This is a genomic window from Thiothrix sp. UBA5583 (assembly GCA_002425225.1).
GTDB lineage: Bacteria > Pseudomonadota > Gammaproteobacteria > Thiotrichales > Thiotrichaceae > Thiothrix > Thiothrix moscowensis.
In genome coordinates this window covers 117,754-140,406 of the sequence record DILV01000023.1, presented here as the reverse complement: position 1 = coordinate 140,406, position 22,653 = coordinate 117,754, and the positions used below count along the sequence as shown (strand labels likewise).

Below are 22,653 nucleotides of genomic sequence, written 5' to 3'. Positions count from 1 at the left end.
GCCTCCTAACCTCTTGCTCCACCGGAAACGGTGATGACTGCACCCTTGCCACTGTTGCCGCTGCTACCGGTCACTTTCGCGACAGGGGGAGCTTCGGGGCGTTCCAATGACTTGTTGGCGTGGGCATTCACCATTGCCATCGCCTGCTGCATCCCCCGTAAGGTCGGGTTACGGTTTTGCGCCCATTTCCCTTCTGTACCTGTCATGCGTTGGCTGCGACCCCAGTCATCACCGGTGATGCGCAGGTTGTCACGCCCGTCACCCGTTACTCGTGAGGCTGTTGGTTCGGCACTTGCCGCGACCGGTTCGCTGGCAACCGTGGCGGCTGCTGGCGGCTGGTAACGGAATTCCGGTGTGCCGGAAACGGTCTGGTTGCCACGATTGCCAGGGCCGGTAATGCGCCCTGCGCCGTCGTAAGCACTGCCCGTGACACGCCCCAATGCTGCCCGTGCCGGTGACTGGATGCTGAAACCGGCTGCCGCTTGTTGATCTGCCTGTTTCATTTCCGCTACCGCACTGTCAGCACAGCCGTGGCACATCACCGGCGGCGGTGGCAACATGCGCCGCGCCTGCGCCACTTTCACTTTCGCGAAATGGTCAGCCGCGCACTCGTCACAGCAAAAGCCGTGTTCACCTTCGCCGTGTGCATGGTCATGAGGGTGGTCGTGACCCTGCGCATGGTCGTGTGGCGGTTCGCTTGCACAATGCTCGGCAAAGTGTTCCTTGCCGTAGTATTCCGTCCCGGTGACGGGCAAGCAGCCGCCACGATCATCACCGGTAAGCTTTGGGCTATGGTCAACCCGATTGCCTGTCAGACTGCGCCCCGCAAGGGTTTGCATCGGATACGCTTTCGGTGGCGCACGCTTTGCCACTTGGCTGTCGCCATACTGTGAACCGGTGACTTTACCCACTGCGGTTGCCTCGTTTCCTGTGACTTTTTCAGTACGATTGACGAGATTGCCGGTAATACGCTGCCCTTTCTGGCTGTTATCCTCACCCACTTTGGCAGAACGCACAGGTGCTTGCGTATTGCAAATGGATTGGAATTGCTCACTGGACACGTATTCCGTCCCCGTTACCGGGCGGCAACTGCCGTATTCATCACCCGTTACCTTGACCGAACGTCCCACTTCGGTGCCGGTCACTTCACGACCCGCGATGGTGTGAGTCAGGGCAACTTTCTGCGGGCCATTGATGGTCAGACGTGACGCACCGGCATCGGCGTATTGCGAACCCGTAATGCTGCGTCCTGCGCCCGGCTCATTGCCAGTGACAGGTTGCAGGCGGGCTTCATCAACCCCTGTTACGGTTAGCTTTTTGCGTGCCGTTGTACCAGCCACTACCTTGGGGGCGCGAGTCGTTAAGCCTTTGTTTTCACAAAAAGCCGAGAACTGCTCCAGCCCTAGGTATTCTGTACCTGTCACTGCCCGGCAACTGCCATTTTCATCACCCGTCACTTTGCTGGAGCGACCGACTTCGGTACCGGAAACTGCCAGACCGCCACCTGTCACCGTTAACCCGACTTTCGGCGGATTCGGTTCGGGACGTGTCCCGCAAATGGTATCGAAATGGTCAGTACCCAAGTATTCCGTTCCTGTCACCGTGCGGCATGTACCGGCTTCGCCCCCAGTCACCGTATTAGCGGTAATACGGCTAACCTGAGTACCGGTCACTGCGTTTCCCAACAGGGTCTCGTCAACCTCAACTTTGGGGGGAACACGCTGCGGACGCATCCGCCCGGTGGGGCGTGGTGCTGCTGGTGCATCAGGACGTTGCCCGCGAGCCGCTTGTACACGGTGCTGGCGAGCTGCATCGCGCCCTTGCGGGACGACACCCAAGCGTGGGTTACGACCGTTAGGACGGCTGCCGGGGCGACGTGGTGCGGCGGCTTTGCCTTGCGCTGCCAGTTGTTGGCGACGGTTTCGGCAAATGGCACGGACACTGTTGCCACTCACACCCAAAGCGTTCGGGTCAGCTTCAACCAGTTCGCATAGTGCATCCATCGTTTCTTCTGTCACCGGCTCACTGCCAAACAGGCTGCCCAGATTGTCATCCAAAGCAGTGCTGACGGGGTAAGCGGCAACCGCAGGTGCGGGGGCTACAGCCGGACGTGAACGCTGCCGGGCTTGTGCACCACTGCGTTGGGCAGCGATACGGCGGCGTTCAGCCGCTTCCCGCGCTTTATTCGCACTGGCATTACTGACAGCAACAGGAGTAGACGGGGCTGCATAAGCTGCCGCAGGGGCAGCTTGTACAGGTTCAGGTTGGGCGGATGCCACAGGGGCTGCTTTAACAGCAGCTACCGGGCGTGACTGACCGGCACTGCGCTGGGCAGCAGCTCGCCGACGTGCGGCGGCTGCTTCGCGGGCTTTTTCCGCGCTGTTTGCAGTTTGTGCAGGCATGGTGCCTCCTCCCTGTCAGTGATTAGCCGCGATACACAACAAAGGATGTGCCTTGGCTTTGGGTGTAGTTGTCGTAACCGATCAGACGCACGTGGTGGTTAGGGTATTCCCGGCGGCACGCTTCGAGTTCTGACAGGATACGATCAACGTTTTGTTCACCGAACATCGGCAGTTTCCACATGAACCAGTAATACTGGTGTGAACGGGAAGGCTCGACGTGTTCAATCGCCGGGTTCCAGCCCTGTGACACAATGTATTGAATTTGCTGGCGGGTTTGGTCTGCCGTCAGCGCAGGCAAGTAAGAAAAGGTTTCGTACTTGACGGTTTGTTTGTAATCCTGAAAATCAGCCATGGTTTGCAACTCCTGTGATTAGCGGTTCTGAACATCAAGTTTGTCAACGGTGTCGAACTCGAACTTGATTTCTTTCCATGTTTCCATGGCAATCTTGAGTTCAGGGCTGGATTGTGCCGCTTTGGTGAGGATTTCCTTACCGTTACGCTCCAGTTCCACCCCACGGTTACGCGCTTCAACGCACGCTTCCAAGGCGACACGGTTAGCCGCTGCACCTGCCGCGTTGCCCCATGGGTGACCCAATGTACCGCCACCGAATTGCAGAACAGACTCATCACCGAAGATGTTCACCAGTGCAGGCATGTGCCAAACGTGGATACCACCGGAAGCAACTGCGAATGCACCCGGCATTGAACCCCAGTCTTGGTCGAAGAAGATGCCGCGTGAACGGTCTTCTGGTACGTAGGATTCGCGTAACAGGTCAATCCAGCCCAGTGTGGAAGCGCGGTCGCCTTCCAGCTTGCCTACAACCGTACCGGTATGCAGGTGGTCGCCACCGGACAAACGCAGTGCCTTGGTCAGGACGCGGAAGTGGATACCGTGGTGCGGGTTACGGTCGAGTACCGCGTGCATTGCGCGGTGGATGTGCAGCAACATGCCGTTCTTGCGGCACCAACGCGCCAGACCAGTGTTGGCAGTGAAACCGCCAGTCAGGAAGTCGTGCATGATGATCGGTGTGCCGATTTCTTTGGCAAATTCCGCACGCTCGTACATTTCTTCTGGGGAAGGGGCTGTCACGTTCAGGTAGTGACCTTTGCGTTCGCCGGTTTGTGCTTCGGCGGTTTCAATCGCGTCTTGCACAAACAGGAAGCGGTCACGCCAGCGCATGAACGGTTGTGAGTTGATGTTTTCGTCATCTTTGGTGAAGTCCAAACCACCGCGCAAGCATTCATAAACCGCACGACCGTAGTTCTTCGCCGACAAGCCCAGCTTAGGCTTGATGGTACAACCCAGCATCGGGCGACCGTACTTGTTCATCTTGTCACGTTCAACCTGGATACCGTGTGGTGGGCCGTTACAGGTTTTGACGTAAGCAATCGGGAAGCGCACGTCTTCCAGACGCAGAGCGCGGATGGCTTTAAAGCCGAACACGTTACCCACCAATGAGGTGAAGACGTTGACGACAGAGCCTTCTTCAAACAGGTCAATCGGGTAGGCGATGAAAGCATAGAAACAGGTGTCGTCGCCCGGTACATCTTCAATCATGTACGCACGACCACGGTAGTAGTCCATGTCGGTCAGCAAGTCTGTCCACACGGTTGTCCAGGTACCGGTAGAAGATTCCGCCGCTACCGCCGCAGCCGCTTCTTCACGGTCAACACCCGCTTGCGGGGTGATTTTGAAGCACGCCAGAATATCCGTATCCAACGGAATATAATCAGGCTGCCAATAGGTTTGCCGGTATTCCTTCACCCCGGCTTCGTATTTCTTTGCCATCATCTTCTCCTTGCAGAAGTTGCTCTAGGGAATCTTGCTCTGGCTGTGGTGTGTGCCAGATGCGGCAACTATAAGTAAGGCGAATTATGAACTACAGTTAATTGTAAAAATTGTATTAATAAATAATGGTTAATGTTTATAGCCAGTATTAACCCGCGTAAATGGTACGAATGGCTTTGCGTGCCTCATCCAGCACCAGCACGCTGGCTGCCGTCAATACTGCCATTACCCAGTCTTGCCAGTGCAAATCGGTGGTGGCGAAAATGGCTTGCGCGGGTGTCCAGTGAACGGCTAACGCTTGCAGAACCAGTACCCCAGCTAATGCCAGCCAGAATTTACCATTCCTGAAAAAGTTACGGTTGAACACGCTACTGTGTTCTGCCCGCGCATTGAAGGCATTAAACAACTGGAACATAACAAACGTGGTGAACGCCAGTGTCAGCGCATATTGCTGTGAATGGTTCGCTAACGCATAGTCAAACAGGAACAGTGTACCGACCATCATGGTGATGCCGTACAATAACAAGCGCCCTAGCCGTGGCAACGTGAGTATCTGCGCGGTTTGTGAACGCGGCGGGTCACGCATGATACCCGGTCGTGCCGGTTCAACCCCCAGTGTCATGGCGGGTGGTCCGTCCATGATGATGTTGACCCACAATAACTGAATGGCGGTAAACGGTGAGGGCATACTCAATAACGTGGCTACCAAAACGGTCAGAATGGCACCAATATTGGTGGAAAGCTGGAAACGCACAAACTTGATGATATTGTCATAAATGACTCGCCCCTCTTTCACTGCCTTGACAATGGTGGCGAAATTATCATCGGTCAAGACCAGTGTCGCAGCTTCTCTGGTGACAGCCGTCCCGGTAATCCCCATTGCCACGCCGATGTCAGCCGCTTTCAGGGCGGGCGCATCATTCACCCCGTCCCCCGTCATCGCAGTGACATAACCACGACTGCGCAACGTATTGACCAGCCTGACCTTGTGTTCGGGGGAAACTCGCGCAAACATGCTGATGTCATCAATGTTTGCGGCTAATGTGGCATCATCCAGTTGATCCAGTTCCGCCCCACTGATTGACCGCCCGTTCAGCCCTAGCTCCTGCCCGATGGCAGATGCGGTTAAGGGATGATCACCGGTAATCATTTTGACCTGAATCCCGGCGTGTTGGCAGGCAGCGATGGCTTGCTGGGCTTCTGGGCGTGGCGGATCCATCAGACCTACCAACCCGATGAATGCCCAATCCTGCGCCCACACCATCAAATCCCCCGCTGGGTCGAACTGTGCAACGGGAATGGTACGCTGTGCCACTGCCAACACCCGCAATGCCTGTTGCGCCAGATAGCTGTTTTCAGCCTCGATGTGCTGGCAAATGGCGGCATCTGCTATGGAACGTGCCAGCAACACATCCGGCGCACCTTTGATATACATTTGCACAACATCACCGGCATGGTGGAAGGTTGCCATGAATTTATAGGTGGAATCGAAGGGGATTTCGGCAATCCGGGGTTGTGCTTGTTGGCACTGTTCCGGGTCTAGCCCACCTTTTTGCGCCAATACCCATAGTGCGCCTTCGGTAGGGTCGCCGATCAGTACCCCGTCACGCACCCGTGATTCATTGCACAATGCCATCGGCAGCAACAAGGGGTGCAAAGCGGCTTGCCCACCGGCAATACCCTTGATTTCCCCGTGCGGCTGGTAGCCTTCGCCGCTGACGCTGAAACGTTGCCCAGCAAACCAACCCGCCCGTGCCGTCATCTGGTTGAGGGTCAGCGTGCCGGTTTTATCAGAACAAATGACATTGGTCGAGCCAAGCGTTTCTACTGCGGCGAGTTTTTTGAGGATGGCGCGGTGCTGTGCCATGCGCCACATGCCGATAGCCAAGGTGACGGTGACTACCGCTGGCAAACCTTCGGGAATCGCCGCCACTGCTAGGGCTACCGCTGTCATGGCGGATTGCACCAGATCCAGACCTCGCAGGTAATCCAGTGTAAAAATGACCAGCACGACCGCCCCGGCAATCGCCGCCAATTTCTTGCCTAGGGTATCCAATTGGCGTTGCAGGGGCGTGGCCGTTTCCTCGCTGCTGGCAATCATGCCTGCCAGTTTACCCATTTCGGTTGCCATGCCTGTGGCTGTCACCAGCAATTCTGCCCGTCCACGGGTGACGACCGTATTCATGTACAGCACGTTGGTACGTTCGGCAAGCGGCAAGTCCATGCCTGTCAATGCATCTGTCGACTTGCCGACTGGGTGTGATTCACCCGTGAGTGCGGCTTCCTCTACTTCCAGCGCATGGGCTGCCAGCAAGCGTCCGTCGGCTGGAATCCGGTTGCCCGCTTCCAGCAGCACAATGTCGCCGGGTACTAGGCTGGTGGCATCCACATCGACAAGCTGCCCGTTGCGCCTGACTCGCGCTTGCGCTGCCAGCATTTGTTTCAAGGCGGCAAGGGTTTGTTCAGCACGGTGTTCCTGATAAAAACCGAGGGAGGCGTTTAACAGCACCACGATCAGAATTACTACCGCATCTTTCAAATCACCAATCAGCCATGCCAATGCAGCAGCGATCAGCAGCACGATCACTAGCAGGTTTTTGAACTGATCCAGAAACTTCAGCCAGACAGAACGCGGCTTTGCCTCCAGCAACCGGTTTGCGCCGTATTGTCTCAGACGGGTGGCGACAGATTCTGTGGTCAAACCCTGCTGCGCATCCGTTTGCAGGGTTGCCAGTGCTGCCGCAATAGCCTGGGTATGCCAAGGCAGCACAACACGGGGTTCAGACATGCAGTTTTCTCCGAATGGGCTGATAGCATGATAGTAGTCGCTACCTGTTAATAGCATGGATAAAACCAGACTCTCGCAAGGTTTAGTAGGCATGACGTGTGTCTTCAGTGATACCGTGACACATTGATTAAACGGCAGACGGAATCACCACTTATTACTTGAATTCACCTCCTGCCAAGCACACACTCAAGGCGTTCTAAGCAGAACCATCAAAGCTGAAGAGGAGGAAGTGTGCATGAAGATCCTGCATTTGCTTGCTTGGGCAAGCACCTTGGTATTGTCATCGTTGTTGTTGTCAGGGTTGGCAAATGCCAAACACGGTAATGATGACAAGCATGTGGATGGTTGGCGTGGGGGTCATCAACAAGATGACCGCCATTCATCAGGCAAAGATGATGGTCGGGAACGTGTCGAGTTTTACGGGGTGGTAGAAAGTCGCCCAGTGGGTACACTTCATGGCAAATGGCAGATTGGTGGGCGTAGCTTCACGGTGAATGCCGTCACGCAATTTGACCAAACTGAAGGTGATTTAGCCGTGGGCAGTTGTGCCAAGGTGGAATTGCGTGACGGGCAGGTGCACGAGCTGGATAGTGAGCCACAGCATGATTGTGGTGGATAAAAAATAACCGATTATTTGGTGGCACACCTAGCCAGTTGATATGCCTAGTTAATTGTTGCCCTCCTTTTCTGTTTTGCTAGGGGGAGTCCCGTCTGCTTGCTTGCCACTGTCAACGCCAAGAATGGCATTGCCAAGGGATTTTCTCGCGTCATCAACGGCTGTTTGCGTCGATTTTTTGGCCTCTTCAATGCTTATCTGAGCCGCTTTTTCTGCCACTTGTTTGGCATCTTCAGCCGCTTTTCTGGCTTCTTCAAGGGTTGCGTTGGCTGCTTGTTCCGCTGCCTTTTTTGCATCTTCAAAGGTTGTCTGGGTGGTTTTTTCCACAGCCTTGTGGGTATTCTCAATAGCTGTTTGGGCTGCTTTTTCCGCTGCCTTTTTGGTGTCTTCCGCAGCCTGTTCAGCAGGCCCACAGCCAACGGTCATCAATGATACAGCCAGTAACAGTCCTGTCATGGTAAATACGGGTTTCATGAGGGTAGTTTCCTTGTTAATAAATGAATAATGAATATTTTTCGGTAAGTAATTGACCTTCTTTTCAGCTAGGGCGAATAACCTGCCCAGTACGCCCATCACGAATCTGGGTTGGTTGTGCTTGACCACCCAAGGGCGCGTCCAGAATAAAACCGAGTTGCTGGTCAAACTGCTGCACGACTTCGGTCACACTACGCGCGGGTTCTTGCCCGTTCAAATTGGCACTGGTGGAAATCAACGGATGTCCCAAACGTTGGCACAACGCCCGACAAACAGGATGTGCCGTGACCCGCACCGCCAAGGTATCGTGTTCGCCACGAATCAGTGGGGAAACGTCAGGGCGCACTGGCAAAAGCCAAGTGACGGCTCCCGGCCAGGTAGGTAAGACCTGTTCCAGCAACTCCGGGGCTAACGGCAATAACCACGGTTCAAGCTGTTGCAAATCAGCGGCAATCAGAATCAGCCCTTTGTGTGCAGGGCGTTGTTTCAGTGTCAGAATACGCTGCACGGCTTCGAGATGGGCGGGGTTACACCCCAGACCAAATACCGCCTCTGTGGGGTAAGCAATCACCTTGCCCTGTTGTACTGCTTGACAAGCAGCAGCAACATCATCACCAACAACAGTCATCACTGCCTTTCTCCTAACCAATACACTTAACAGCACTCAGGGGTAGAATCCGCCACTGAATGCCGTATTTTGCGGAGCACGTTAGTGTTTTTGTAGGAAACCTTTTTGCTTGAAGGTTATTTTTCAACCAAAGAAAGTATTGACTGCGGCATCCAGTGTGTCGCGCATATCCGGGTCATCGGTCAGCGGGCGTACCAACGTCATGGAACACGCTGCCAGCGGGTTTACCCCTTTCACGATCAATTGCGCAGCGTAGACCAACAGACGGGTGGAAATACCTTCATCCAAACCGTGTCCTTTGAGGTTACGCGCCCGGTGGGCGATTTGTACCAGTTTTTCTGCCGTTTTGGTATCCACGCCGGTTTCACGCGCCACGATGTCGGTTTCGATGGCGGCTTCTGGGTAGTCAAAATCCAGTGCGGCAAAACGTTGTTTGGTGGATTGTTTCAAATCCTTCATCAGGCTTTGATAGCCGGGGTTGTAGGAAATCACCAACTGGAAATCGGGGTGGGCTTCGACCATTTCACCTTTTTTATCCAGTGGCAACTGGCGGCGGTGGTCAGTGAGTGGGTGGATAACCACGGTGGTATCCTGGCGGGCTTCGACCACTTCGTCCAGATAGCAGATTGCGCCCATCCGTGCTGCCATTGTTAGCGGACCGTCTTGCCATTTTGTGCCGTCTTTGTCCAACAGGAAACGCCCGACGAGATCGGAAGCGGTCATGTCTTCGTTACACGCCACGGTAATCAGAGGTCGACGCAGCCGGTATGCTACGTATTCGACAAAGCGCGATTTGCCACAGCCGGTTGGCCCTTTAAGCATGACCGGCATCCGCGCACTGTAAGCAGCATCAAACAATTCCACCTCATTGGCGACAGTGCGGTAAAATGGCTCACGTTTGACGGTGTATTGTTCAGTTAGGTCGTTCATCATTCCTGTTCCTAAAAAATGCAAAATCAGTTCGGCAGGTGCGTCATGGCAGCGGTTCTTGCCAGTGGATAAACCGTGCCGCTTCTGCCATGACAAATTGTTTGAACGCATTGGCTAAGGGGGACAGTTGTTTACCCTTGCGCATCACAATGTACCAATGCAACTTGATGGGGAAATGCTCCACATCCAGCACCACCAAGCGTCCGCTGTCAATTTCTGGCTGAATTGTATGCAGCGAGACAATCCCCAGCCCTAGCCCCGCCGCGACGGCGTGTTTGACGTTTTCGTGGCTGCGCATTTCGAGGGTTTGGCTATGGCTTTTGCCATGTGCGCGTAGATGGCGTTCAATGTTGGCACGGGTTCCTGAACCCTGTTCGCGGATCACGAAACGTTGCGCCAGTACCGTATCCATACTCAGTTGTGCTTGGTGTGCAAACGGGTGTTGTGCGGAAGCAATGACCACCAGGGGATTTTCCAGCAAGCGTTCCGAGTGCAAGCCTCGACTGCGGGGTGGTTCGCCCATGATGGCGAAATCTGGCTCGTGATTCTCAAATTGCGCCAACAGCGTTTTGTGGTCACAAACATCCAGACTGACCTCAAGATCCGGTCGTGTTTGGGAAAATGCCTGTAACACTTGCGACACCAAATAGCTGGCACTGCTGGTGACTGACAGGGTTAGGCGTTTATGTGCGCTGCCTTTTTGGCGGTCAATCACGGCACGTAAATCGTTGTAGGCTTGTAATACCTGACTGGTGTATTGCAGGATTTCCGCACCCGCAGCAGTAGGGACGCTGCGTTTATTCTTGCGCTCCAATAACGGGATGCCAACTGCTTCTTCAAATTGCTGTATCTGCATGGAAACAGCAGGCTGGGTCATGTTCAACTGCTCAGCCGCACGGGTGTAATTGCCGTGGCGTGCCACCGCTTCAAACACCCGTAACTGACTCAGCGAATAAGGCATGAGCCCGCTACCTTGCTGACACGCAATGCATGGTGACATCGGTGGAATACATCACCAGCGCGTAATGCTGTTTGTACTCGCGGTTAATGTGTTCGACTACCCGCTGGGCAACCTCGGCATCACAGACAATATCGACCTTGATATTACTTTCTTTGGCCCAAGCACCGCCACGCCGCCCATGCCGCCCCGCACCACGGGCATCCGTGATCGTATAGCCGCTAGCTCCCAGACGGGGCAGTTCTTCTTGCAGGAATGATTCCAGCATGGATTCACACACAATGGTCAGCAAGCGTTGGTTCTGGTCAGACACGTGTTTACGCTCCAATCTGATGGATGGTTTGCGCCATCCAGTAATACAGGGGAATTCCTATCAGAATATTGAACGGAAAGGTCACACCCAGTGCCGCACCGATAGATAATCCGGGGTTCGCCTCAGGAACAGCAATCCGCATGGCGGCAGGTGCGGCAATGTAAGAAGCACTGGCATACAGCGCCGCCAACAACATCGTACCACCGACCGACAAACCCAACACCCAACCCACTGCCGTACCTAGTGAAGCCGACAATATTGGCATTACAATCCCAAAGCCTATTAAAAATACCCCATACGCCCGCAAATCGGCTAGCCTGCCCGCTGCTACCAACCCCATTTCCAGCAAGAAGATTGCCAATGCGCCTTTGAACAGGTCAAAAAACACTTTATCCAGCGGTGCAATACCTTGCGGCCCGGCGACATAGCCAATAATCATGCCACCTAACAGTAGAAAAATACTCTTGCCGAAAAATACTTCATGCAACATCCGCCCCCAACGCACTTGCCCTGCACCATAGCGAGCCAACATCACCCCGATTACCAAGGCAGGCACTTCTAGCAATACCAGAAAGACAATCAGGTAGCCTTCGTATTCTTGCGCGGCTTGTGCCAGAAATGCCACTCCGATAGAGAATGTCACCACACTGACCGAACCGTAATGTGCCGCAATCGAAGCCGCATCCGCACGCTTCAACTTACCGAGGTAACGCAACACCGGAAAGGCTACCAACGGTATCAGGATGGCTGCACCGATAATCAACACACCATCCAGCAACATCCCCGGCGTGGCTTGTTCCGCCAGTTTGACCCCGCCTTTTAGCCCAATCGCCAACAACAGGTAGATGGAAAGAGCGTCGTAAATACTACCGGGAATTTTCAGATCAGACCGCAATAATCCCGCAGCAAGACCTAACACAAAAAACAAGACGACAGGTTCTATGCTCATGAATGACTCCTTTGACGCCCCTCATACCAAAGGATACCCCAGCGGGCTGCCAAACCCAAACCAACCACACCCACAATCAGAGGCCAAGCACGCGGTAAAATAGCAGAAAACAGCAACACAAATACCAGTAGCACCGCCAATACTGCCGGGTCAAAGCCTAGGATTAATGCTTTTTCTGGTGATGGATTTTCCATCTTGTCTGTCTCATGTTGATCATCGTGTTGCGGTTGCGACATTGTGAGTTCCTCAAGTTGAGGCGCACTATAAATTAGCTTGACAATCAACTAAAGTTAATCGTTAATATTAGATATATTAACCTAAGTAAATGTAAATGCTCTCGATAAAGCGGACTTAATGATGAACCTGCGCCATATCACTCTGCACCAGTTACGCCTGTTTTACAGTGTGGGTAAGCATTTGTCCTTTACCCGTGCAGCGGAAGAATTGCATCTGACCCAACCAGCAGTATCCATCCAGATCAAACGGCTGGAGGAAAGTGTGGGCATCCCCTTGACCGAACAAATCGGTAAACGCTTGTTCCTCACCGAAGCCGGACGTGAACTGTTCGAGGCATCCCGTGATGTCCTGGAGCGTTTGCGGGTACTCAATGAAGACATGATCGGCATGGAAGAGGGTGTCAAAGGCCCATTGAGCGTTTCAGCCATTACCACTGCCAAGTATTTCATGCCGCACCTGCTCGGTGCATTCCTCAAGGATTACCCACGGGTGGAACCGCGCCTGACCATTACCAACCAGGCCAAAGTCATCCGCCGTCTGGAAGACAATCTGGACGATCTGGTGATCATGGGCACTATCCCCACCGGCAATAATCTGGAATTAACCGCTGAATACTTTCTGGATAACCCCATCGTGGTGATTGCCCCACCTAACCACCCCTTGGTTGGTGAACGTAATATCACGCTGGAACGCATCGCCCAAGAGCGTTTTTTGTCACGCGAGGAAGGCTCCGGTACACGCGCAGCTCGTATCCGCCTGTTTGCCGAACACGGGCTGGAAGCCAATGTCTATATGGAACTCGGTAGCAGCGAAGCCATCAAGCAAGCGGTTATGGCAGGTTTGGGTATTTCTGTCTTGTCATGGCATAATTTGCGGCTCGAACTGGAAGCCGGGTTGCTCGCTGTGTTGGATGTGCAGCACTTCCCGCTGATGCGCCGATGGTATGCGGTACACCTGAAAGGCAAAAAACTTTCCAATACCTCCAAACGTTTTCTCGATTTCCTGCTGCAAGACGGGGCGCGGATCTGGGAAGGCATTAACGAAACGCGCTTACATTTCCCCGCCCATCATGTAAATCCGATGTCGCCGATTGATCCTAAGCCCTGAGCCTGATACCGATGAATAATGTGACCTTACGTGTGTATTCTTTCATTGACTCGCTGCAACCCCAGCTTGCCTCTTATCTGGGAACATCGTCACAAGGGTTCTTGCCGATTCCCGGCGATGCCTGTTTGTGGATTGAAGTCGCACCGGGCATGGCAGTCCACCGCCTGAGCGACATTGCCCTTAAAGCCAGTAATGTGCGTCTCGGCCAACAGGTGGTGGAACGCGCTTTTGGTTCAATGGAAGTCCACTACCGCAACCAGAGTGAAGTCACCGCAGCAGGTGAGGCGGTCTTGCGTGAAATCTACGCCAATGTCGAAAGCCGTATGGCGTGCCGCGTCGCTTGGAAAGAAATCATCCGCGCCATTACCCCAGACCACGCCACCCTGATAAACCGGCAAATGCGCCACGGCTCGATGTTACAACCGGGCAAAAGCATGTTCATTTTTGAAACCGAACCCGCCGGTTATATCGTTTACGTTGCCAACGAAGCCGAAAAAGCCGCCCATGTCACCTTGGTCGATGTGAAAGCCTATGGTGCATTCGGGCGACTGATCATGATGGGCAGTGAAGCGGAAATGGCGCAAGCCCTGCGGGCGGCAGAACAGGCTGTTGCCAATATCAATGCACGGGCTACCAATTAATACAGGCAGGAATACCATGAGTGGAAAATACGAAGGTTTGGGTAACGATTCACAATTTGGCATGAGTCCGGTCGGGCGACTGATCCGCGATGCGTGGGTGTTTGGTGTGCTGCCTGACACCGAACAATGCGCTGGCTGGAGTGCCGGGATGCTGCAAAACCTGTATGAAAAAGTCCATGCAGAGTGGATGAAATACGGGCATTTACCGAGCCGTCTGCCACCAGAATTGCAGCAGCGGCATAGCGACTTGCATAGCCGCGCGATTAGTGAGGCAAAAGCCAAAGGCTGGGATAGCGAGTTGGGCGAAGATGATTAAGCCTGTTTGATCAACGCCCTTGTCGCCGCATGGTCGGGGTAACTTACCCCTGTTCCCGCGCCACTGCCCGGTGTCCGATGTCAGTACGATAGTAAACATCATCCCAGCCGATTTCTCTGACCAGTGCATAAGCGTTGGCTTGTGCTTCAGTCACTGTGTTGCCCAGCCCGACTGCACACAGCACTCGTCCGCCGTTGGTGACGACTTGTCCATCCTGCTGGCTGGTTCCGGCATGGAATACCTTGCCATCGCGTTGCGCCGCCTGCTCCAACCCGCTGATGACATCCCCTTTGCGGTAAGCATCAGGGTAGCCGCCCGCTGCCAGTACCACGCCCAAAGACGCACGGCTGTCCCATTCGGCTGAAACCTTGTCCAGGCGCTCATCCAGTGCGGCTTCCAGCAGACCGACGAAATCGGATTGCAGGCGCACCATGATGGGCTGGGTTTCCGGGTCGCCAAAGCGGCAGTTGAATTCCAGCACTTTCGGCAAACCATCAGGGGTGATCATCACGCCTGCGTACAGGAAACCGGTGTAAGGGATGCCATCGGCTGCCATACCGCGCACCGTGGGATAAATGACTTCCTGCATGATGCGCTCGTGCATGGCGGGTGTTACGACCGGGGCCGGGGAATACGCTCCCATGCCGCCGGTATTCGGCCCCTTGTCGCCGTTGTCGCGTGCTTTGTGATCTTGTGAACTCGCCATTGCCAGCACATGCTCGCCATCCACCATCACGATGAAACTGGCTTCTTCACCCACCAGAAATTCCTCAATGACCACCCGGCTGCCAGCAGCACCGAAGGCATTGCCTGCCAGCATGTCCTGCACTGCGGCAATGGCTTCTTCCTCAGTCTGGGCAAGGATGACACCTTTGCCAGCCGCCAGCCCGTCAGCCTTGACCACAATCGGCGCACCCTTGGCTTTGATGTAGGCAAGCGCTGGTTCGATTTCGGTAAAATTGGCGTATTCCGCCGTGGCGATGTGGTGGCGTGCCAGAAAATCCTTGGCAAATGCTTTGGATGACTCCAGTTGTGCCGCCTGCTGGGTCGGGCCAAAGCAGCGCAAGCCTGCTGCGCGGAATTTGTCGACGATCCCTCTGGACAAGGGCGCTTCCGGGCCAACCACCGTCAGGTCAACTGCGTGTTCCTTGGCATAGGTTGCCAAGGCATCCACATCCTCAGCGGCAATCGGCAGGTTGCGCATGTTGGGTTCCAACGCCGTACCGGCATTGCCGGGAGCCACCAGAACTTCACTCACGCGCCCGGATTGCGCAATTTTCCATGCCAGTGCGTGTTCACGCCCGCCACCGCCTACCACCAGAACTTTCATGCCTTTTGCTCCCTAAATCCTGAAAAACGCACCATTAAAGCGGGATTAGGTAGCTGTTTCAATAGTTCATGCGTTTAATCCACAAAGGGTTAATGCCGGAAAAAAGGAATCTCCGGGAGATGAATATGTATTATTGTGGATTTTTGATCGCTGCTGCCGTGCTGGGGGGCTGCAAACAGGAAACATCCCAGCCAACGGTGGAACTGCCTCCTACACGTATTGTGGCCACGGTGTATGAAACCCGTTCCGCCAGCGATACGGTGTCCTGTTACCGCCTGCCGGATGCTGCTGCCCCGGTTGTAACGCTGTTGCACAATGGGCAACTGGTTGATCTGGTGGCACTGGAGGAGGGCACATTGCGTCAGGGGGGACAATTCTGGCTGCACGTTTACCCGCGTCTGGGACATCGCCCAAGTTGTTACATCAATACCAACGAGCTTGTGCCAGTTTCCTGAAAGCTCTGCTATCCTGATGGTTTTTACACGCAATTAATTCTGCCAACATGAGTAAAACCATTCAGGCCAACAGCCGCATCCGCTGGCGTTACAAACTGTTCCTTGCTGACGGGCAATTGGTGGAAACCAGCGAAGACCCGGAGGGTGACATCCTGCAACTGGGGTGCGGTGACATGCATCCGAATGTCGAAAGTGCCCTAGTCGGCTTGCCGGAAGGAGAAAAATCCCGTCTGATACTGCTGGCAAGCGAAGCCTTCGGGATGCCAGATCCGGATGCCATCCAGCAGCTTGCGCGGGATACGTTTCCGCCTGAACTGAATGTCGCCGTCGGGCAAGTGATCAGTTTCGCCTTGCCATCCGGGCAGGAAATTCCGGGCAAAATTCTTGGCCTCGGCGCTGATGAGGTGGAAGTGGATTTCAACCACCCGCTGGCTGGACAGCACATCAGCTTTGAACTGGAGATTCTGGCGATATTGGACTAACCCCCAGCCCGCCTGTACGCTTGCTCCTATCAGATTAACCACCAGAAAAGACAACCACCATGCAAGCCATTCTCGCCAATCCACGCGGCTTTTGTGCCGGTGTTGACCGTGCCATTGAAATCGTTGACCGGGCGCTGGAGGTGCTCGGTGCGCCGGTATACGTGCGCCACGAAGTCGTTCACAACCGTTTTGTCGTCAACAACCTGCGCGAAAAAGGCGCGGTTTTTGTCCAGGAACTGGATGAAGTTCCCGATGATGCCACCGTCATTTTCAGTGCCCACGGCGTTTCCCGTGCGGTGCAGGATGAAGCCAGGCGGCGCGGGTTGAAAGTGTTCGACGCTACCTGCCCGCTGGTGACCAAAGTCCATATCGAAGTGACCCGTTATAGCCGTGAAGGGCGTGAAACCATCCTGATCGGGCACAAAAACCACCCGGAAGTGGAAGGCACAATGGGGCAATACGACACTTCGTTTGGCGGTGCGGTCTACCGGGTCGATTGCCCCGCCGAAGTAGCGGCACTGCATGTGTACAATCCTGAAAAACTGGCATTCGTTACCCAAACCACCTTGTCGGTAGATGATGCCTCCATCGTGATTGACGCTTTGCGCCAGCGTTTCCCCTCGATTGTCGGGCCGAAAAAGGATGACATCTGTTACGCCACCCAGAACCGGCAGGATGCCCTGAAACGGTTGGCAGACGAATCCGATCTGGTGCTGGTGGTCGGTTCCCCCAATAGTTCCAATTCCAACCGTTTGCGCGAAATTGCTGAAAAACGCGGTACGCCCGCCTATCTGATCGACGGTGCGGAAGACATCCGCGCTGAATGGCTGACAGGCAAACAGCAGATCGGCGTCACTGCTGGAGCTTCTGCCCCGGAAGTGCTGGTGGATGGCGTGATCACCCATTTGCAGGCGCTGGGCGCTAACGTGCGGGTGCAGGATTCCGGCATCAGTGAAAACGTGTCGTTTGTTTTGCCCAAGGAATTGCGCAGGCTATGAACGCTGATCTTGCCGCTTGCCATCATTTTGCCGTTGCCCTTGTCATCTTGCTGGCTTCCGCTATGGCAGGTGTAGCTGTTTGTTGCTTTTGGTGAGGAAATATCACCATTTTGTGCATAAGCTCTAGGGATGTGATCAGCAAAGGACGACTATCATGACGGCAATTTCTCACCGGGTTTATAGTGCAGCACAGGTACGTGAACTGGATCGGGTGGCGATTCAGGAATGCGGCATTCCCGGCTTCACCCTCATGTCGCGGGCAGGGCAAGCCACATTCGACGCCATGCAGCAGCACTGGTCTGAGGCACGCTCGGTCTGCGTTTTGTGCGGTGGTGGCAATAACGGCGGGGATGGTTTCATCATTGCCAGACTGGCTTTGCAGGCAGGCTGGCAGGTGACAGTGCTGGCCTTGGGTGACATCCTGCGGCTGGGGGATGACGCCCAGCGTGCCTGTGCCGAATTCCAGATGGCAGGCGGACGAGTTAGGCCGTTTGATGGGGAATTGCCACCTGTCGACCTGCTGGTGGATGCGCTGTTTGGTACTGGCCTGACCCGCACGGTCGAGGGCATCCATGCCACTGCCATCAGCCTGCTCAACCAGCACGCTGCGCCAGTGGTGGCGGTGGACATCCCTTCCGGTCTCCATGCTGACACTGGCAAAGTGTGTGGTTGTGCTGTCAAGGCTGACCTGACCGTGACTTTCATCGGCATGAAAGCCGGTTTGCTGACTGGCGATGCGCGTGATTATTGCGGGCAACTGCATTTTGCCCGGCTGGATGTGCCGGATGAAGCCTATGCCAACATTCCTGGCAACATGCACCTGCTGGGATTACATACCCTGCAAGCCAACTTGCCCCCCCGTCATCGCACCGCGCACAAGGGACATTTCGGTCATACCTTGCTGGTGGGTGGTGCTCCCGGCATGAGTGGTGCCATCCGGCTGGCAGGGGAAGCGGCCTTGCGGGTGGGTAGCGGGCTGGTTTCCATCGCTACCCATCAGGATCATGCCGCGATGCTCAACCTGACCCGCCCGGAACTGATGGTGCATCCGGTCGAATCGCCGGTACACCTGCGTTCCCTGCTGCAAAAAATGGATGCACTCGGCATAGGCCCCGGCATGGCGCAAACGGCCTGGTCACGTGGTCTGCTGACGATGGTACAGAATGCCGAGATGCCCAAAGTGCTGGATGCGGATGCCCTCAACCTGTTGGCGCAAACGCCGGTCAAACGTGACGACTGGGTACTGACCCCGCATCCGGGGGAAGCTGCCCACTTGCTGGGTTGTGAAACGGCGCAAGTGGAACAGGATCGCCCCAGTGCTGCCCGCCGCCTGCAACAGCAATACGGTGGTGTGGTGGTATTGAAAGGGGCAGGTACGGTCATTGCCTCCGCCGACAGCATGGCATTCTGCCCGGCGGGCAACCCTGGTATGGCTTCAGGTGGAATGGGCGATGTTCTTACCGGGATCATTGCAGGTTTACTGGCGCAGGGTTTAGGATTACAGGCGGCTGCCGAAACCGGGGTTTATGCCCACGCACGGGCATCCGACCAAGCCGCCGCCAGCGGGGAACGAGGGTTGCTGGCAAGTGATGTACTGACCTGTTTGCGGGAAGCGGTGAATCCATGACAGAAAGTTTGCAGATCCACGATGAAACGGAAATGTTGGCGTTGGGGGCAAGGCTGGCGCGGCGCTTTCCGGCAGGTGGGCTGATTACCCTGCATGGCGATTTGGGGGCAGGCAAAACCACCTTGGTGCGTGGCTTGTTGCGCGAACTGGGGCATACAGGTGTGGTCAAAAGCCCCACGTATACATTGGTGGAACCCTATCATCTGGCAGGTCGGGACATTTACCATTTCGACTTGTACCGGTTGGCAGAGGCGGAAGAACTGGAGTACATGGGCATCCGTGATTATTTGCGCCCGGATGCCCTTTGTCTGGTGGAATGGCCCGAAAAAGCAGGCGATATTTTACCCATTGCCGATTTGCAAGTATTTATACACCATGCGGGTTCCGAACGTCGGGTTGAATTGAGTTAATATTCATAATTTTCATAATGTTATAGGCCTTTCATAAAAAAGCACTTGAAAAAAAGCCGATATGGTTCAATACTAATTGGAAGCATACAAGTTTTGATATGACAGTGGCTTGATGGGCAACACTGCGGGTTTCTTTGTCCTATCGGTCAGCAAATGTTTGAGAGATTTGGGTTATGAATAGCAATAAGGCAAGCAGAAGGGATTTTCTGTTAAAACTGGGTACACTGGCGGCATCCGTGGCTGGTGGATGGGGTGCTCCCGCAGCGTTTGCGGCATCTTCCCAAGGGCGTGTTACGGGCGCAAGCCTGGAAGGTAGCAGCACTAACCTGACGTTTTCCCTTTCCTTGGATCAGGCCGTCCCGTACAAGACGTTTACCCTGGAAAATCCGCATCGGGTGGTTATCGACCTGCTGAATACCCGACTGGCGGGCAAGCTCAAAAACGGTGCACATGATCGCCCGCCTGTGATCGGTATCCGTTATGCAGAACGTGAGGACGGCAGTTTGAGGGTCGTGCTGGATGTGTCTGAGCCTGTCGGCGTCAGTGCAGACATGAAAGGCAGTTCCTTGGTGGTTTCCCTCAAGTCTAGCGGACGCAGCAGTCCTGCGGAAAAAACACAGGAAGCCAAGAAAACCACCGCCAGCAAGAAAAAAAGCCAAGAAAAGCCGGTAACGGAAGAGCCGGTACGCGGCAAGTTCATCGTTGTGATTGACCCCGGTCATGGCGGTAAAGACCCCGGTGCGATTGGCCCCAATGGCACGCAGGAAAAAGAAGTTGTCCTCCAGATTGCGCGTCGCCTGAAAAAACAGATTGACCAGAGCAAGGGCATGAAAGCCGTGCTGACCCGCGATTCAGACCGTTTCATTCCTTTGCGTGACCGCATGGACATTGCCCATGCCCACAAAGCCAACCTGTTCATTTCCATCCATGCGGATGCCAACAACAATGCACGGGTGAATGGTTCGTCAGTCTATATCCTGTCGGAAAACGGCGCGTCCAGTGAGGCAGCGCATTTGTTGGCGGAAAGTGAAAACTCTTACGACCTGAAATTCGGTGGGCAAAGCCTGAGCGATACCCGCAGCCATATCGCTTCCGTGCTGCTGGATTTGAGTCAGAATGCCATGATTGAACGCAGTCTGTACGTTGCCAAAGGTGTGCTGGGCGAGCTTGCCAAGGTCAATAATCCGTTGCGCAACCGGGTGGAAAGTGCCCGCTTTGTGGTGCTGCGTTCCCCCGATATTCCCTCCATGCTGGTGGAAACCGCTTTCATCAGCAACCCTACCGAGGAACGCCGTTTACGCACGGCTGAATACCAGCAGCAGTTGGCGGATGCCATGTTTCGGGGTGTCAAACGCTATCAGGTTGCCTGGGCTGCCGATCAGAATGCCCGTGCCTGACAAGCGTGTTAACAGATGTTTGGAGTGATAGTGTTGGATCTCTCTGTTAGCCGGGGCTAAGGTTCCGGCTTTTTTTCGGGCACGCTATCTGCACGGTAAGGCAAATGGCATTTGACGGCCTGCATGTATTGCTCCACTGACGTGCGTTCATAACCTGCGTGACGTTCAACTGCCTGTTGGAAGGTTTCTTCCCTTAACCAGTGGGCTGAACGGGTCAAGGTTGGGATGAAACCACGCGGAACCTTGTGTTCCCCCTGTGCTCCCGGTTCAAATACCTGCAAGCCGTGTCGGATGCAGTACTCGATGCCTTGGTAATAACACGCCTCGAAATGCAGGCTGTCGGCATATTCCGTGCAACCCCAGTGACGGCCGTACAGGCGGGTATCACTACGTAACATCAGTGACCCGGCAATGCATTCCCCATCATGGTTGTCAGCCATCACCAGCAATACCTGTTCGCCCAGTGCCTGTGCCATTGCCCGGAAAAATCCTGCGTTCAGGGTCGGGATGCCCCATTTGCTTTCAAAAGTCTGCCGGTAGAAAAAGGCAAAGCGTTCCCAGTCAGCAGCGGTGGCGGTATGCCCATCCAGTTGGCGCAGGCGGATCCCCGCATCCACGATCTTGCGCCGTTCCTGACGGATGTTTTTGCGCTTTTTCGGCTGTAAAACTGCCAGAAAATCCTCAAAGGTCTGATAGCCTGCGTTATTCCAGTGGAACTGGCAGTCATGGCGGATGGTTAGCCCTTGCTGTGCCAGCCATTCAAGCTGGCTGGCAGGTGGAAACAGGCAGTGAAAACTGCTGGCGGGCAGGATTTTTGCCACTTGCTGGACAGCCGACAGCAACACGGGAAACAGTTCCGTTTCCCGCCCGGCTTCTGCCAGCAGGCGTTGTCCACTGACCGGCGAATAGGGGATTGTCGTTACCAGCTTGGGAAAATAGGCCATGCCTTGTCGTTGGTAGGCATCTGCCCAGGCATGGTCAAACACGAATTCGCCATAGGAATTGTGTTTTTCGTACAAAGGTATGGCAGCGACCAGCTTGCCATCCTCCTGCACTGCAATATGGCGAGGAATCCAGCCAAAATTTTCACCGACACAGCCGTGCTGCTCCAGCGCTGCTAGCCAGCCATGATGCAGGAAGGGGTTGTGGTCACGTACCAGTGCATTCCACTGGCTGGCAGGGATGTCATCAATGCTGTCATGTATCTGGATGTGCATGGGGTGTCCGCCAAAAATGAGCTGTCAGCAACAATAGCAGGAAGCTCATTACACACAAAAATACCCAGTACAAAAAGAATTGTTGAAAATATTCCAGCGGAAACAGGCGGATCAGCAGGCTGTCATCCGGGAATACCCAAGTTCTCTCCAGAAACAGCAGCTTGTGCAGCAGGATGAATGCCCAGCGGAAATCCACGCTTGCCGCGACCATGCCGACTGCCATGAGGCTCATTCCCATTCTGCCTGACCAGTCCAGCAAGCGCCGCAAATTGGCGGCAGGCCGAGCTTGCAAGATCAGCAGTAGCCCACCGACGGCAGCCAGCAATAAGGCGGCTTGCTGGAACGTAGCAAGGATGCGTTTTACATCCAGCATGTGGCGGCGGGCAGACATGTCCAGCAAGCTGGTGTTGGGTAGGTTTAGTGCGGAATCATGCAATAGATATTGCCATACCCACTGGCTGCTGGCCTGCAACTCAGGGCTGATCTCCGGGCGCTGGGTATGCAGCAGCAGGTGGAAAGCTGCCAGCATGATACTGGCGGTCATCACCATGCTGGTCAGGAGTGGGTACAGGAATGATAGTTTCAATGG

Annotated in this window: 24 protein-coding genes; 10 read left to right on the top strand and 14 right to left on the bottom strand. The window is 54.8% G+C overall.

The features are described 5' to 3' along the window. Positions 1-5 precede the first annotated feature (5 nt). The 4 genes from B2U47_RS08200 to B2U47_RS08185 form a co-directional block, all read right to left on the bottom strand. A complete protein-coding gene (locus B2U47_RS08200; RefSeq protein WP_296677241.1) occupies positions 6-2,402 on the bottom strand; it encodes a CsoS2 family carboxysome shell protein in 2,397 nt (798 codons plus the stop codon). Positions 2,403-2,424: 22 nt separating this feature from the next. Next, entirely contained in the window at positions 2,425-2,754 is a 330-nt protein-coding gene (locus B2U47_RS08195) for a ribulose bisphosphate carboxylase small subunit (RefSeq protein WP_296677239.1), read from the bottom strand. A gap of 18 nt (positions 2,755-2,772) precedes the next feature. Further along, positions 2,773-4,191 (bottom strand): form I ribulose bisphosphate carboxylase large subunit, encoded by a 1,419-nt coding sequence (locus B2U47_RS08190; RefSeq protein WP_296677236.1) that lies wholly within the window; start codon positions 4,189-4,191, stop codon positions 2,773-2,775. A 148-nt stretch (positions 4,192-4,339) separates the two neighbouring features. Further along, entirely contained in the window at positions 4,340-6,979 is a 2,640-nt protein-coding gene (locus tag B2U47_RS08185; RefSeq protein WP_296677234.1) for a cation-translocating P-type ATPase, read from the bottom strand. Between the two features lie 235 nt (positions 6,980-7,214). Between B2U47_RS08185 and B2U47_RS08180 the strand changes: the two genes are divergently transcribed. Further along, the gene (locus tag B2U47_RS08180; RefSeq protein ID WP_296677231.1) at positions 7,215-7,598 is read left to right on the top strand and encodes a hypothetical protein; all 384 of its coding nucleotides are present in this window, start codon (positions 7,215-7,217) and stop codon (positions 7,596-7,598) included. Between the two features lie 48 nt (positions 7,599-7,646). Here the strand turns inward: B2U47_RS08180 and B2U47_RS08175 are convergent, their stop codons facing one another. The 7 genes from B2U47_RS08175 to B2U47_RS08145 all read right to left on the bottom strand — a co-directional run bounded on the left by B2U47_RS08175 (position 7,647) and on the right by B2U47_RS08145 (position 12,083). Then, the gene (locus tag B2U47_RS08175) at positions 7,647-8,168 is read right to left on the bottom strand and encodes a hypothetical protein (protein WP_296677228.1); all 522 of its coding nucleotides are present in this window, start codon (positions 8,166-8,168) and stop codon (positions 7,647-7,649) included. Further along, positions 8,134-8,697, bottom strand: a complete 564-nt coding sequence (locus tag B2U47_RS08170) for an L-threonylcarbamoyladenylate synthase (protein WP_296677224.1) — start codon at positions 8,695-8,697, stop codon at positions 8,134-8,136. The genes B2U47_RS08175 and B2U47_RS08170 overlap by 35 nt, the downstream gene beginning before the upstream one ends. 123 nt (positions 8,698-8,820) lie before the next feature. Then, entirely contained in the window at positions 8,821-9,627 is an 807-nt protein-coding gene (locus tag B2U47_RS08165; protein ID WP_296677283.1) for a CbbQ/NirQ/NorQ/GpvN family protein, read from the bottom strand. Between the two features lie 43 nt (positions 9,628-9,670). Then, positions 9,671-10,588: a LysR family transcriptional regulator gene (locus B2U47_RS08160; RefSeq protein WP_296677220.1), complete on the bottom strand. Its 918-nt coding sequence runs from the start codon at positions 10,586-10,588 to the stop codon at positions 9,671-9,673. A gap of 7 nt (positions 10,589-10,595) precedes the next feature. Then, positions 10,596-10,898: a P-II family nitrogen regulator gene (locus B2U47_RS08155; RefSeq protein ID WP_296677217.1), complete on the bottom strand. Its 303-nt coding sequence runs from the start codon at positions 10,896-10,898 to the stop codon at positions 10,596-10,598. A gap of 4 nt (positions 10,899-10,902) precedes the next feature. After that, positions 10,903-11,847, bottom strand: a complete 945-nt coding sequence (locus tag B2U47_RS08150) for a sodium-dependent bicarbonate transport family permease (RefSeq protein ID WP_296677212.1) — start codon at positions 11,845-11,847, stop codon at positions 10,903-10,905. Continuing rightward, the gene (locus B2U47_RS08145) at positions 11,844-12,083 is read right to left on the bottom strand and encodes a hypothetical protein (protein WP_296677210.1); all 240 of its coding nucleotides are present in this window, start codon (positions 12,081-12,083) and stop codon (positions 11,844-11,846) included. Before B2U47_RS08145 ends, B2U47_RS08150 begins: the two co-directional genes overlap by 4 nt. Positions 12,084-12,201: 118 nt before the next feature. Here B2U47_RS08145 and B2U47_RS08140 point away from each other — a divergent pair, with 118 nt between their 5' ends. From B2U47_RS08140 to B2U47_RS08130, 3 genes are read left to right on the top strand one after another with little or no spacing between them, the layout of a single operon-like run. Beyond that, the gene (locus B2U47_RS08140) at positions 12,202-13,191 is read left to right on the top strand and encodes a LysR family transcriptional regulator (protein ID WP_296677207.1); all 990 of its coding nucleotides are present in this window, start codon (positions 12,202-12,204) and stop codon (positions 13,189-13,191) included. 11 nt (positions 13,192-13,202) lie between these two features. Continuing rightward, positions 13,203-13,832 carry a hypothetical protein gene (locus B2U47_RS08135; protein WP_296677204.1) on the top strand — a complete coding sequence of 210 codons (630 nt, stop codon included), beginning with the start codon at positions 13,203-13,205 and terminating at the stop codon, positions 13,830-13,832. 16 nt (positions 13,833-13,848) lie between these two features. Continuing rightward, positions 13,849-14,148 carry a hypothetical protein gene (locus B2U47_RS08130; protein ID WP_296677203.1) on the top strand — a complete coding sequence of 100 codons (300 nt, stop codon included), beginning with the start codon at positions 13,849-13,851 and terminating at the stop codon, positions 14,146-14,148. A 43-nt stretch (positions 14,149-14,191) separates the two neighbouring features. On the opposite strand, the gene purD is transcribed toward B2U47_RS08130, so the two are convergent. Beyond that, a complete protein-coding gene (purD, locus tag B2U47_RS08125) occupies positions 14,192-15,478 on the bottom strand; it encodes a phosphoribosylamine--glycine ligase (protein WP_296677199.1) in 1,287 nt (428 codons plus the stop codon). A 119-nt stretch (positions 15,479-15,597) separates the two neighbouring features. Here purD and B2U47_RS08120 point away from each other — a divergent pair, with 119 nt between their 5' ends. The 6 genes from B2U47_RS08120 (at position 15,598) to B2U47_RS08095 (ending at position 20,847) form a co-directional block, all read left to right on the top strand. Beyond that, complete coding sequence (locus tag B2U47_RS08120; RefSeq protein WP_296677196.1) at positions 15,598-15,933, top strand: hypothetical protein; 336 nt, start codon at positions 15,598-15,600, stop codon at positions 15,931-15,933. A 47-nt stretch (positions 15,934-15,980) separates the two neighbouring features. Further along, entirely contained in the window at positions 15,981-16,415 is a 435-nt protein-coding gene (locus B2U47_RS08115; protein WP_296677194.1) for an FKBP-type peptidyl-prolyl cis-trans isomerase, read from the top strand. 59 nt (positions 16,416-16,474) lie between these two features. Further along, positions 16,475-17,413, top strand: coding sequence for a 4-hydroxy-3-methylbut-2-enyl diphosphate reductase (gene ispH / locus B2U47_RS08110; RefSeq protein ID WP_296677191.1), 939 nt, complete (start codon positions 16,475-16,477; stop codon positions 17,411-17,413). Between the two features lie 154 nt (positions 17,414-17,567). Beyond that, complete coding sequence (locus tag B2U47_RS08105) at positions 17,568-19,040, top strand: NAD(P)H-hydrate dehydratase (RefSeq protein ID WP_296677187.1); 1,473 nt, start codon at positions 17,568-17,570, stop codon at positions 19,038-19,040. Next, complete coding sequence (gene tsaE, locus B2U47_RS08100; RefSeq protein ID WP_296677185.1) at positions 19,037-19,450, top strand: tRNA (adenosine(37)-N6)-threonylcarbamoyltransferase complex ATPase subunit type 1 TsaE; 414 nt, start codon at positions 19,037-19,039, stop codon at positions 19,448-19,450. The genes B2U47_RS08105 and tsaE overlap by 4 nt, the downstream gene beginning before the upstream one ends. Before the next feature lie 173 nt (positions 19,451-19,623). After that, the gene (locus B2U47_RS08095) at positions 19,624-20,847 is read left to right on the top strand and encodes an N-acetylmuramoyl-L-alanine amidase (protein ID WP_296677180.1); all 1,224 of its coding nucleotides are present in this window, start codon (positions 19,624-19,626) and stop codon (positions 20,845-20,847) included. A 56-nt stretch (positions 20,848-20,903) separates the two neighbouring features. Here B2U47_RS08095 and B2U47_RS08090 read toward each other — a convergent pair whose 3' ends face one another. Together B2U47_RS08090 and B2U47_RS08085 are read right to left on the bottom strand one after the other, a co-directional pair. Further along, positions 20,904-22,064: a GNAT family N-acetyltransferase gene (locus B2U47_RS08090; protein WP_296677177.1), complete on the bottom strand. Its 1,161-nt coding sequence runs from the start codon at positions 22,062-22,064 to the stop codon at positions 20,904-20,906. Next, a complete protein-coding gene (locus tag B2U47_RS08085; protein WP_296677174.1) occupies positions 22,045-22,650 on the bottom strand; it encodes a DUF1461 domain-containing protein in 606 nt (201 codons plus the stop codon). The genes B2U47_RS08090 and B2U47_RS08085 overlap by 20 nt, the downstream gene beginning before the upstream one ends. Positions 22,651-22,653 lie beyond the last annotated feature (3 nt).